Origin of the sequence: Variovorax endophyticus (assembly GCF_025376855.1) — a bacterium.
Classification (GTDB): domain Bacteria; phylum Pseudomonadota; class Gammaproteobacteria; order Burkholderiales; family Burkholderiaceae_C; genus Variovorax.
The window spans coordinates 1-12,219 of sequence record NZ_JAHUTH010000065.1 but is presented as its reverse complement, the minus strand read 5'-3'; the positions used below and the strand labels follow the sequence as shown (position 1 = coordinate 12,219).

The following is a 12,219-nucleotide window of genomic DNA, read 5'->3' as shown; positions in this document are numbered from 1 at the left end:
CGAAGCGAGTTCTGCGAGACCCCGCGAAACGCGAGCACCGCAGGTTGCCCGTAGCGAAGCGGAGGGTCGCAGACAGTGGGGTCGCCTTTTCTTTGCCTACTTTCTTTTGGCGAAGCAAAAGAAAGTAGGTCCGCCGCCGGGCGGAATTCCCGGCTCCTGCCTCAGCAAAAGCAAACCGCTATTTAGAGGAAGTAGCAGCCCCCAATGCATCAGGCTCAACAGCAACACGCACCTGCCGCCGCGCATACCTCTGCGCCAACACAGCACAAACCATCAACTGCATCTGATGAAACAACATCAGCGGCAAAACGGTGGCGCCCACCGCATGCGAAGCAAACAGAACCTTCGCCATCGGAATCCCGCTGGCCAGACTCTTCTTCGACCCGCAGAACACGATAGTGATCTCGTCCTCCGTATCGAAGCCAAGCTTGCGCGCCAACAAGGTAGTAAGGCTCAACGCCAACGCCAGGATCACCGCACACACCACAAGCAACCCCACCAGCGCATGCCCCGGCACCTGCCGCCACAACCCCTCGATCACCGCAGCACTGAACGCCGTATAGACCACCAGCAGGATCGACCCCTGGTCCACGAACTTCAGCACCGAAGCACGCCGCTTCACCCAGCCCCCGATCCAGGGCCGCAGCAGATGTCCCGCCGCGAACGGCACCATCAGCTGCAGCAGAATCCGCCCGATCGCATCGAGCGAGGACGAAGCCGCGTGCCCGCCATGCGGCAACACCACCAGCCCCACCAGCACCGGCGTCACGAACACCCCCAGCAGCGTCGATGCCGAAGCACTGCAGATCGCAGCCGGCATGTTGCCGCGCGCCATCGCCGTGAAGGCGATCGCCGACTGCACGGTGGCCGGCAGCACGCACAGATACAGCACGCCCGTGTAGAGCTCGGGCGTGACCAGCGGCACCAGCACCGGCTTCAACGCCAGCCCGAGCAGCGGGAACAGCACGAAGGTGCTCGCGAACACCAGCAGGTGCAGCCGCCAGTGGGTGATGCCCTCGAGGATCGCCTCGCGCGAGAGCTTGGCGCCGTGCAGGAAGAACAGCAGGCCGATGGCCACCGTGGTCAGGCCCTCGAAGAACTGGGCGGGACGGCCGCTGGCGGGAACGAGGCTCGCGAGGGTGACGACCGACAGCAGGGCGAGGGTGAAGTTGTCGGGCAGGAGGCGGGAACGGGACATGGAAAGGCAAAGCGCGACCGGCCCCGGGACGGGGACGATCGCTCGAATAAGGGATTACCCGTATTTTCGCGCTAGTGCGCCGTCGAGGCGGCGGGGCGCGAAGAAGGCGACGCGGACGGTGGGGGATAGCCCGTGGGGGCAGCCGTGAAGCGTGCTTGGCGGCAGCGCAGGCAGTAGTCGATCAGGTCGTCGACCTCGGTCGCCTTGTCGAACACGGCGTCGGCGCCGAGCTGCAGGCAGCGGCGGCGCATGTCGGGCGTGGCGTGATTGCTCAGCACCACCATCTTCTGCGACGGATCGCGGTGGCGGCAGGCCTGCAGCACGCTGAGGCCGGTGCCGTCCTTCAGGAACAGGTCGACGATCGCCAGGTCCCACAACGCCATGTTGCGCGTGAGCCAGCGCGTGCTCTCGGCCTCGGTGTCGGCCAGGCCGACCGGATCGACCCGCGCCACCTCGCGCAGGGTGCCCACGAGGTTCTCGCGGATGGTGGGGTTGTCTTCGACGATGAAGGTGCGGACGGTGCTCATGGCGGCGGGCGACGATCCCGATCAGGCGGGATGGCCGGCGGGGCTTTGTTGCCAACGAGGCTACAAAGTGCGCCCGCCACAAGACGCAGGCATGACACCCCTGCCCGGGTAGGACAAGGCCGGGGCGCCGCTCAGAGCGTGAGGATCGTGCAGCCCGTGGTCTTGCGAGCCTCGAGGTCGCGGTGCGCCTGCTGCACATCGTCCAGCGCATAGCGCTGCACGATCGGGATCTTCACCGCGCCGCTCTGCACGATGGCGAACAGGTCGTCCGCCATCGCCTGCGTGCTCTCGCGCGTGGCCAGGTGCGAGAACAGCGTGGGGCGCGTCAGGTACAGCGAGCCCTTGGCCGCCAGCACGCCGAGGTTGACCGGCGGCACCGGGCCCGAGCCGTTGCCGAACATGGCCAGCAGACCGAAGGGACGCAGGCAGTCGAGCGAGCCCTCGAAGGTGTCCTTGCCGACCGAGTCGTAGACCACCTTCACGCCCTTGCCGCCGGTGATCTCCTTGACGCGGGCCGTGAAGTTCTCGCGGCCGTAGTTGATGGCATGCGCCGCGCCGTGGTCGAGCGCGAGCTGGCACTTGGCGTCGCTGCCGGCGGTGCCGATCAGCTGCAGGCCCAGCGCCTTGGCCCACTGGCAGGCGATCAGGCCGACGCCGCCGGCCGCGGCATGGAACAGCACGAAGTCGCCGGGCTGCAGGCCCTCGGCCGGCAGCGTCTTCTTCAGCAGGTACTGCGTGGTCAGGCCCTTGAGCATCATGGCCGCGCCGGTCTCGAAGGAGATGTCGTCGGGCAGCTTGCAGACGCACTTGGCGGGCATCACGCGCAGCTCGCTGTAGGCGCCGGGCGGCTGGCTCGCATAGGCGGCGCGGTCGCCGGCCTTCAGGTGCGTCACGCCCTCGCCCACCGCCTCGACCACGCCCGCGGCCTCCATGCCCAGCTGCAGCGGCATCTGGAACGGATAGAGCCCGCTGCGCTGGTAGGTGTCGATGAAGTTCAGGCCCACGGCCTTGTGGCGGATGCGGATCTCGCCGGGGCCGGGCTCACCGACCTCGACCTCGACGATCTTCAGTTCCTCGGGACCGCCATGGCGGTCGATACGAACGGCTTTGCTCAACATCGGTGCTGTCTCCACGCGCGAAAAAAGAAGAGGCGCATCCTGCCATGTTTGGGGTTTCCGCGGCGACACGGGTCATTGCATCCAGCCGTTAGAGTCGGCGCCCATGTCACAGCCGCAGCGCCTCACGCCCCTGACCGTCCTCCTGCTCGTCGTGCCGCCGCTGCTGTGGGCCGGCAACGCGGTGGTCGGCCGCCTGGTGCGCGAGCTGGTGTCGCCGCTCACGCTGAACTTCGTGCGCTGGGTGATCGCCTTCGTGCTGCTGCTGCCGCTCGCGGCCCCGGTGCTGCGGCCCGCGAGCCCGCTGTGGGCGCACTGGAAGCGCTACGCGCTGCTGGGCCTGCTGGGCATCGGTCTCTACAACGCCTTCCAGTACCTGGCGCTGCAGACCTCCACGCCGATCAACGTGACGCTGGTGGGCTCGAGCCTGCCGCTGTGGATGCTGGCGGTGGGCAGCCTGTTCTTCGGCGCCCGCCCGCATGGGCGCGCGATCGGCGGCGCGCTGCTGTCGATGCTCGGCGTGCTGCTGGTGCTCAGCCGCGGCGAATGGCGCCAGCTGCTGGCGCTGCGGCTGGTACCGGGCGACCTCTACATGATCCTCGGCACCATCGCATGGGCCTTCTACAGCTGGCTGCTCGCGCGCACGCACGAGCCCGCCGCGCTGCGGCGCGACTGGGCCGCGTTCCTGATGGCGCAGCTGGTGTTCGGCATCGCCTGGTCGGGCGCGCTCGCGGCCGGCGAATGGGCGCTGACGCCGGCCCACCTCGACCTGGGCTGGCCGCTGGCCGCCGCCATGGCCTTCATCGGCATCGGCCCGGCCGTGCTGGCCTACCGCTGCTGGGGCACCGGCGTGCAGCGCGCGGGCCCGCAGGTGGCGGGCATCTTCATGAACCTCACGCCGCTGTTCGCGGCCGTGATGTCGGCGGCCTTCCTGCGCGAGGCGCCGCACTGGTACCACGGGGCGGCCTTCGTGCTGATCGTGGGCGGGATCGTGGTGTCGACACGGCGCTGAACGAGCGCTCGCGCGCGCCGCTCAGGGCTTGCGGAACAGGCCCGTCAGCAGGTCCTTCTCGTCGAAGCGGTCGTCCTTGAAGCACTCGATGGTTTCCAGTCCCGCCGCTTCCATCGCGCGCGCCAGGCTGACCTCGGTGTAGAAGCCCACGTGGCAGGGATCGGGATAGGCGCGGTCGTAGGGGATCGAGATCACGAAGTGGCCGCCCGGCACCAGCGACCGGCACGCCGACGAGAGGAAGTCCGCCACGTCGTCGGCGTAGATGTGCTCCAGCGTATGGAAGCTCACGACCGTGTCGGCCGGCGGCACGATCGGGCCGTCGGCCGTGAGGTCGTGCTCGACGAACAGGCTCGGCAGGGGCACGGCTTCGAAGAGTTCGCGTGCCAGCGACAGCGCCTGTTCGTTGAGGTCCACGCCGACCACTTCGCGCACGCGCGGGTTTTCGCGCAGCCAGTAGGTGCTCGCGCCGTGGTTGCAGCCGATGTCGAGCACGCGGCCCCGGATGAAGGGCGCGTAGGCCTGCAGGATGCGGCGGTTCGCATGCCGCTCCCAGAAGCCGAACGGGCTCGGCTCGACCGTGAGGTACGACTCCTTGGCATAGCGCGCCTGCGGCGGCGCGGCGGGCGCGAACAGGTGCGCCAGTTCCGGTCGGCTGGCCAGCCAGCGCGGTGCCTCCTCGCGGCCCACCAGTTGCCACGCGTAGCCGGGCCGGTCATAGAGGTCGCGCCCCGAAGCCAGCAGCGCGGGAATGTCGAGCGACTCGAGCAGCTCGGGCCGGTTGTATTCCTGGTGCGCGAAGCCGCGGATCTTGGCGCGCACCGCCTCCTCGTCCATCGCGAGGTACGACAGGTGCCAGCCCGCGTCGTCGATCAGCCGCGCGGGCTGGGCGCCGCTGCGCACGCGCAGGCGCAGCTGGTCGGGCGTGAGGCCGTCGAGCCGCGCGCGCGTGGCCGCCACGGTCCAGATCGCGGCGGCCTCGGGGCCCCGCACGTTGCGGTAGTCGGCGTAGAAGTAATAGAAGGCCTGGCGCAGCCCGAAGACCTCGTGGCGGCGGTCGTCGCGCATGGCGCGCACGACTTCGGCGCGCGGTATCTCGTCGGCGTCGGAGACCATCACCAGGTCGTGCGGCGCCGCGTCGTGCAGGCCGCGCAGGATCTGGTTGCGCTGGAATTTCTCGCGGATCCAGAAGCCCGATTTCGGCGCGTCGGCATGCCAGTCGCCGGGCACGGCGATCGCATCGGCGGCCGCGTCGACCTCGGGCATGTCGTGCACCGCCACATGGCGGATGCGCGGCAGGAAGGCCGCGATGCGCGGATCGGCGGCATCGAAGCGCAGCGGCTTGGGCGCGCCGGTGAAACTGCGGTCGGCCTCGACCACGACGAAGCAGTCGACCACCTCGTCGAGCTCGTGCAGCCGCGCCGCGAGGATGTCGGCCTCGCCGTTGTAGGTGAAGCAGTCGTAGACCCTGCGCGTGGGACCGGGCGACACGGCCGCGGCCCGCGCCTCGGGCGGGAATTCGATGCGGTAGCCGCGGCGCTCGAACATCGTCAGCAGGTCGCGCTCGCCGTACCAGCCGTCGAGCTCCGACAGCGGCACCAGCGAACGCACCGTGGGCGGCGACAGCGACACCAGCCGACGCACCTTCGAGTGATGGCCGAAGATCTTCAGCGCATCGAAGCCATGGTGCAGCTGCGGGCCCGCATGCTCGATCGCGAACTCGCGCGCCAGCTCGACCGGCGCGAAGCGCAGGCCCCGGGCCTCGAGCGCCGGCCGCAGCACGCCGGTCAGCTGCACGTCTTCCAGCAAGGGGTTGTGGTGCCAGTGCATCCGCAGCGGCTCGCCCTCGAGCGCATCGGGCGGCGGAATCTCGACGCGGATCTCGGGATGGTCGACCAGCGCGCGCAGGAAGCGTCGGCTGCGCAGGCTGAAGCCGCCGTTGAGCACCGGCGTGACGCGGTGGTCGGGCCGCGCGTACTCGTCGGCCCATTCGAAGCGGTTGCGCCAGTAGGCCGGCCCCTGCGGCGGCTCGATGCGCGCGAGGTGGATCGGCGCGCCGATGCAGTCGTGGTCGAGGAAGGCCTCGTTCCAGTTCGCCGCGTCGAGCACCCAGCCGTCTTCCTGCACGATCAACGCGAACTCGGTGTCCACCAGGCGCCAGAGCGCGAACATGATGAACCAGCTGTACTCGTGGTAATCGAGCGGCGCGATCGCGCGGTGCGCGATGCCGCGGCCCAGATCGGCCGGCGCCTGCGGGCTGCACAGCAGCGCGCGCGCGCCGGGCATCTGCGCCAGGCTCAACGCGAGCGCCATGGCGGCGCCGCGCGCATCCGGCAGGCCGGTGACGGACACCAGCGTGATCTTCTGAAACGACTCCCTGCTCATCTTCTTGCCCCGCGAATTCTTCGTTCCGCGTGATGCCCGGTCCGGCTCAGTAGGTGCCGGGGTAGGCACCGCCATCGGCCAGCACGTTCTGCCCGGTCATGTAGCCGGCCTGCACGCTGCACAGGAAGGCGCAGATGGCACCGAACTCGGCCGGCGTACCGAAGCGGCGCGCGGGCACGGACTTCTTGCGGTTCTCCCACACGGTGTCGAAGTCCAGGCCCGACTTCTGCGCCGCGCCGCTCATCGTGCCCTTGAGGCGGTCGGTCTCGAAGGAGCCGGGCAGCAGGTTGTTGATGGTCACGCCCTTGGCCGCGACACTGCTGCGCGCCACGCCGGCCACGAAGCCCGTGAGGCCGCTGCGCGCGCCGTTCGACAGGCCCAGCACCTCGATCGGCGACTTCACCGAGCTCGAGGTGATGTTGACGATGCGCCCGAAGCCGCGCTCGGCCATGCCGTCGACCGTGGCCTTGATGAGCTCGATCGGCGTGAGCATGTTGGCGTCGACCGCCTTGATCCAGTCCTCGCGCTCCCAGTTGCGGAAGTCGCCGGGCGGCGGGCCGCCGGCATTGGTGACCACGATGTCGAAGGCATGGCCCAGCGCGAACACCGCGGCGCGGCCGGCCTCGGTCGTGATGTCGGCCGCCACGGCCTTGACGAAGGGAGCCGGCGTGCCCGCGGCCGTGGCCGCGTCGGCCAGCTGCTTGGCGGCCGCCTCGAGCGCCTCGGCGCCGCGCGCCACGATCACCACGTTGACGCCCTCGCGCACCAGCGCCTCGGCGCAGCCGTAGCCCAACCCCTTGCTCGCGCCGCACACCAGCGCGGTCTTGCCTGCAATGCCCAGATCCATTTGTTCGACTCCAGAAGAGAAAGAAGAAAAGCGCGACGGCCTCAGCGGCCCTTGCGCGTGAAAACGAAGATGCCCGCGATCACCAGCGCCGTGCCGGCGGCGATCCAGGCGGTGAACGGTTCGCCGAGTATGACCACGCCCATGAGGATGGTCGACAGGGGTCCGATCATGCCGGTCTGGGCGGCGATGGCCGGCCCGATGCGCTCGATCGCCATCATCACCATCAGCACCGGCACCGCGGTGCACAAGGTGGCGTTGAGCACCGACAGCCAGATCACCTCGGGCGCCACCTGCAGCGCCGCATCGAGTGGCCGCAGCAGCGCGAACTGCGCGAGGCAGAACAGGCAGGCCACGGTGGTCGCGAGGCCCACCAGCCGCAACGAACCGAGGCGCTGCACGAATTCGCCGCTGTAGACCAGGTAGCCCGCATAGCTCACCGCGCTGAGGAACACCAGGAACGCGCCCCAGGCCGCCGCGAGGCCGCCGCCCTTGCTCTCGCCGGCCAGCAGCTCGTGGCCGAACACCAGCAGCACGCCCGCGTAGCTGATGACCATGCCGACGAGCTGCGGCCGCGTGACGCGGCGGCGGTACAGCACCCAGCCGAAGAACAGCACCAGCGTGGGATTGAGATAGAGGATCAGCCGCTCGAAGCTGGCCGAGATGTAGGCCAGGCCGGCGAAGTCGAGGAAGCTCGCGAGGTAGTAGCCCGAGAAGCCCAGCCCGATCACGCCGAGCCAGTCGCGAAAGCTCAAGGCGGGCTTGCCGCGCCCGGCCCACCAGGCCATGAGCGCGAACAGCGGCAGCGCGAACAGCATGCGCAGCATGATCAGCGTCACGGCATCGACGCCGTGGCGGTAGGCCAGCTTGACGATGATCGCCTTGCCGCTGAACGCGATCGCGCCCAGCGAGGCGAGGACGAGGCCGGGCGCGATGCTCTTCGCGCCGTCTGGAAGGGGAATGCCGGTGCTCGCGGCCGTCTTGGTCATCCCCCGATCATCGCGTGAAAGCTCAATACCCTGCTGCCGCTCCGTCTCGGCGCGGGTCGCTGGCGGCCACGTAGCCCTCGACCGAGGGATCGCCCGCGCGCCAGATGAACTGGCCGGCACCGAAGTCCTGGTAGGAGTCGTTGATGACCTCGAGGTGATGGCCCAAACCTCGCAGGCCCTGCACGGTGGCGGGGTTCATCGCGGCCTCGACGTTGATCTCCAGGCCCGCGTTGAAGCGCCAGCGCGGCGCGTCGCAGGCGGCCTGCGGGTTCTGCTTGTAGTCGAGCATGCGCACCAGCGTCTGCATGTGGCCCTGGGGCTGCATGTTGCCGCCCATCACGCCGAAGCTCATCACCGGCTGGCCGTCCCTGGTGAGGAAGGCCGGGATGATGGTGTGGAACGGGCGCTTGCCCGGTGCCACCACGTTCGGACTCTCGGCCTTGAGGCTGAAGCCGTGGCCGCGGTTCTGCAGGCTGATGCCGAACTCGGGTTCGACGCAGCCCGAGCCGAAGCCCATGTAGTTGCTCTGGATGAAGCTCACCATCATGCCGCTCTCGTCGGCCGCGGTGAGGTAGATCGTGCCGCCCTTCACGGGGTTGCCGGCCTTGAAGTCCTGCGCCTTGCTGCGGTCGATCAGCCGCGCGCGCGAGGCCAGGTAAGCATCGTCGAGCATCTGCTCGGTCGTGACCTCCATGGTCTTGCGCTCCGACACGTAGCGGTAGACGTCGGCGAAGGCCAGCTTCATGGCCTCGATCTGCAGATGCTGCGACTCCACCGAGTCGACCGGCAGCGAGGCGATGTCGAACTTCTCGAGGATGCCCAGCGCGATCAGCGCCGCGATGCCCTGGCCGTTGGGCGGGATCTCGTGCAGCGTGTGGCCGCGGTAGTCGCGCGAGATCGGCGTGACCCACTCGGGCTGGTAGGCCGCGAGGTCGGCCACGGTGAGCGCGCCGCCCTGCTCCCTGGAGAACTTCGCGAGCGCCTCGGCGATCTCGCCCGTGTAGTAGGCCTCGCCCTTCGTGCGGGCAATGGCCTTGAGCGCGCGCGCGGCGGCGGCGAAGCGGAACAGTTCGCCGACCTCGGGCGCGCGGCCCCAGGGCAGGAAGGCCTGCGCGAAGCCCGGCTGCGATTGCAGCAGCGGCGTGGCCGCGAGCCACTTGCCCTGCACCACCGGCGGCACCAGGTAGCCGCGCTCGGCGATGTCGATGGCCGGCGCCATCAGGTCGGCGAAGGGCAGCTTGCCGAAGCGCTCGCTGAGCGCGGCCCAGCCGCGCACCGCGCCCGGCACGGTGACCGAATCGATGCCGCGCATCGGCGGGGTGGCGGCGTCGGCGCCGTACTTGGCCTTGAAGTACTCGGGCGTCCAGGCCTTGGGCGCGGGGCCCGAGGCATTGAGGCCGTGCAGTGCCTTGCCGTCCCACAGGATGCAGAAGGCATCGCTGCCCAGGCCGTTGCTCACGGGCTCGACCAAGGTCATGACGGCCGCGGTGGCGACCGCCGCGTCGACCGCGTTGCCGCCCTGCTGCAGGATGCGCAGGCCGGCCTGCGCGGCCAGCGGATGCGAGGTCGACACCACGTTGCGCGCGAACACCGGGATGCGGGTGGAGGTGTAGGGGTTGCCGAAATCGAAGTTCATGGCGGTGGTGCTCTCGTGTGTCTTCAGTCGTTGGTGATCTTGCGTTCGACGACGATCTTCTTCCACTTGGCGGCGTCGGCGGCCACCATCTTCGCGAACTGCTCGGGCGTGCCGGCCGTGGCGGGCTCGATGCCCAGGCGCGACAGCTTGTCCTTGACCTCGGGGTCGGCCAGTGCCTCGTTGGCGGCCTTGTTCACGCGCGCCACGAGATCGGCCGGCAGGCCCTTGGGGCCGTAGAAGCCGAACCAGGTGTTCGATTCGTAGCCCGGCAGCGTGTCGGCGATCGGTGGCAGCTCGGGCGCCAGCGGGCTGCGCTTGAGCGAGGTCACGCCCAGCGCGCGCAGCCGGCCGTCGCGCACGTGCGGCATGCCGGTGGGCAGCGAATCGAACAGCACGTCGACCTTGCCGCTGATCAGGTCGGGGATCGCGAGCGCCGTGCCCTTGTAGGGGATGTGGGTGACGAACACGCCGGCCTGCGCCTTGAACAGCTCGGCCGTGAGCTGCACGATGGTGCCGTTGCCGCTCGAGGCGTAGTTGAGCTTGCCGGGGTTCTTCTTCGCGTAGTCGATCCACTCGCGCACCGTCTTCGCGGGCGAGTTCACGGGCACCAGCATGATGCTCGGCGCGTCGCCCACGTGCGCGATCGGCGTGAAGTCGCGCACCGTGTCGTAGGGCAGGCGACTGGTGATGGCCGGGCCGATCGAGTGCGTGCTGGTGGTGGCCAGCAGCAGCGTGTAGCCGTCGGGCGCGGCCTTGGCCGCGATGTCGGAGCCGATGGCGCCGCCGGCGCCGGGCTTGTTGTCGACCACCAGCGTGGTGCCCAGCTTCTCGCCCATCTTCTGGCCCAGCGTGCGCGCGAACAGGTCGGTGGCACCGGCTGCGGGAAAGGGCACGACCAGGCGGATCGGCTTGTTGGGGTAGCCCTGCGCGAGGCCGGTGGCCGGCGCGGCCAGGCACAGCGCGGCGAAGGCGGCCGCGAGGCCGTGGAGAAACTGGTGGCGTTGCATGGTGCTGGATTCCCTTCGCAAGATGGCGAACATTCGATGCTAAGCAGCGCGGGCGCATCAAGCCAGATAATCCCGCTTATTCAACTATGAGCACAATTTATGGCACGGATCGCCGCCGAGGAGGTTTCGCTGCAGCAGCTTCGCGCGCTCGCGGCGGTGGCCGAAACGGGCAGCTTCACGCTGGCCGCCGAGAGCCTGCAGCTGACCCAGCCGGCCATCAGCCACCTCGTCAAGCGCATGGAGGAGGACCTGGGCCAGCCGCTGGTGGTGCGCGGGCGGCGCATCCGCATGACCGATGCCGGCCAGATGATGGTCGACACGGCCGTGCGCGCGCTGCGGCTGATCGATGAATCGGTCAATGCCTGCCGCTCGCAGGCGCAGTTGCGCGAGGGCCGCGTGGTGCTGGCGGTGGGCCATCTCACGGCCGGCGCGCTGATGCCGCCGCTGCTCGGGCGCTTCGCGCACAAGCACCCCAAGCTGGCCACCACGCTGCTCGACAGCACCGCCGAGCAGATGATCTCGCGCATCCTCTCGCAGGAGGCCGACCTGGGCTTCGGCTCCGACATCGGCCAGGCGCATTCGGAGCTCGCGACCGAGCCGCTGTTCGTCGAGCGCATGGCGCTGTTCGTGCGCGAGGACCATCCGCTCGCGCAGCGCACCAGCATCGAGGCGCGGCAGCTCGAGGCCCTGCCCTTCATCCACGTCAATCCCGACGCCAACGTCTGGCGCGCGGTGAGCCGGCAGCTCTCGAGCGTGGCCAACGTCTATCCGCAGGTGGCGCACCACGTGTCGATGCTTTCCACCGCCTTCGGCCTGATCCAGGCCGGCGCGGGCGTGGCGCTGCTGCCGCGCTACGTGGAGGTGCTGATGCCGCCGAACCTGCGCGTGCTCTCGGTCACGCGGCCGGTGCTCGAATACCCGCTGGTGGCGGTGCGGCTGGCCAAGCATCCGCTGAGCCCGGCGGCGATGGCCTTCCTCGACATCGCGCGGCAGCACCTGAAGCCGCGCGCGGCGAAGGGCTGAAGGCCTTCGCCAAAAACGAACGGCGCCCGCAGGCGCCGTTGGCTGGAACGAGCCCGGCACGCATGCCGGGCGGTCGTCGATCACTCCTCGACGAAGGCTTCCTCGCGCTTCGACTTCACGGCCGGCAGCAGCACGATCACGAGCAGCAGCAAGGCGGCAGCCAGCAGGCCGGCGGAGATCGGACGCGTGATGAACACGCTCCAGTCGCCGCGCGACAGCAGCAGCGAGCGGCGCAGGTTCTCTTCCATCATCGGGCCCAGGATGAAGCCCAGCAGCAGCGGCGCGGGTTCGCAGCCGAGCTTGAAGAAGGTGTAGCCCACGAAGCCGAAGATGCCCACCATCCAGATGTCGAAGGTGTTGTTGTTGGTCGAGTACACGCCGATCGCGCAGAACAGCACGATCGCCGGGAACAGGTACTTGTAGGGCACCGACAGCAGCTTGATCCACATGCCGATCAGCGGCAGGTTCAGGATGATCAGCATCGCG

Annotated in this window: 11 protein-coding genes; 2 read left to right on the top strand and 9 right to left on the bottom strand. The window is 69.2% G+C overall.

Features of this window, described 5'->3' with window-relative positions:
• Positions 1-178: 178 nt before the first annotated feature.
• From KV106_RS39960 to KV106_RS39950, 3 genes are all read right to left on the bottom strand, one after another.
• Complete coding sequence (locus tag KV106_RS39960; protein ID WP_261218101.1) at positions 179-1,198, bottom strand: bile acid:sodium symporter family protein; 1,020 nt, start codon at positions 1,196-1,198, stop codon at positions 179-181.
• Positions 1,199-1,269: 71 nt separating this feature from the next.
• Positions 1,270-1,725 (bottom strand): response regulator, encoded by a 456-nt coding sequence (locus tag KV106_RS39955; RefSeq protein ID WP_057593763.1) that lies wholly within the window; start codon positions 1,723-1,725, stop codon positions 1,270-1,272.
• A gap of 131 nt (positions 1,726-1,856) precedes the next feature.
• Positions 1,857-2,843 (bottom strand): quinone oxidoreductase family protein, encoded by a 987-nt coding sequence (locus KV106_RS39950; protein ID WP_082321973.1) that lies wholly within the window; start codon positions 2,841-2,843, stop codon positions 1,857-1,859.
• Between the two features lie 103 nt (positions 2,844-2,946).
• Between KV106_RS39950 and KV106_RS39945 the strand changes: the two genes are divergently transcribed.
• A complete protein-coding gene (locus KV106_RS39945; RefSeq protein ID WP_057593762.1) occupies positions 2,947-3,852 on the top strand; it encodes a DMT family transporter in 906 nt (301 codons plus the stop codon).
• 21 nt (positions 3,853-3,873) lie between these two features.
• On the opposite strand, the gene KV106_RS39940 is transcribed toward KV106_RS39945, so the two are convergent.
• The 5 genes from KV106_RS39940 to KV106_RS39920 are packed head-to-tail and all read right to left on the bottom strand — an operon-like array spanning position 3,874 to position 10,710.
• On the bottom strand, positions 3,874-6,234 hold the full coding sequence (locus KV106_RS39940; protein ID WP_261218097.1) for a DUF5672 family protein: 2,361 nt from the start codon (positions 6,232-6,234) through the stop codon (positions 3,874-3,876).
• Between the two features lie 46 nt (positions 6,235-6,280).
• On the bottom strand, positions 6,281-7,081 hold the full coding sequence (locus KV106_RS39935) for an SDR family oxidoreductase (protein ID WP_057593761.1): 801 nt from the start codon (positions 7,079-7,081) through the stop codon (positions 6,281-6,283).
• Positions 7,082-7,122: 41 nt separating this feature from the next.
• On the bottom strand, positions 7,123-8,067 hold the full coding sequence (locus tag KV106_RS39930) for a DMT family transporter (RefSeq protein ID WP_261218095.1): 945 nt from the start codon (positions 8,065-8,067) through the stop codon (positions 7,123-7,125).
• 22 nt (positions 8,068-8,089) lie between these two features.
• Positions 8,090-9,703 (bottom strand): gamma-glutamyltransferase family protein, encoded by a 1,614-nt coding sequence (locus KV106_RS39925; RefSeq protein ID WP_261218092.1) that lies wholly within the window; start codon positions 9,701-9,703, stop codon positions 8,090-8,092.
• Positions 9,704-9,726: 23 nt separating this feature from the next.
• Complete coding sequence (locus KV106_RS39920; protein WP_057593758.1) at positions 9,727-10,710, bottom strand: Bug family tripartite tricarboxylate transporter substrate binding protein; 984 nt, start codon at positions 10,708-10,710, stop codon at positions 9,727-9,729.
• A gap of 99 nt (positions 10,711-10,809) precedes the next feature.
• Here KV106_RS39920 and KV106_RS39915 point away from each other — a divergent pair, with 99 nt between their 5' ends.
• Positions 10,810-11,733, top strand: coding sequence for a LysR family transcriptional regulator (locus KV106_RS39915; RefSeq protein WP_057593757.1), 924 nt, complete (start codon positions 10,810-10,812; stop codon positions 11,731-11,733).
• Between the two features lie 80 nt (positions 11,734-11,813).
• Here the strand turns inward: KV106_RS39915 and KV106_RS39910 are convergent.
• The coding region (locus tag KV106_RS39910; protein WP_261218088.1) for a tripartite tricarboxylate transporter permease at positions 11,814-12,219 on the bottom strand (406 nt) is incomplete at its 5' end.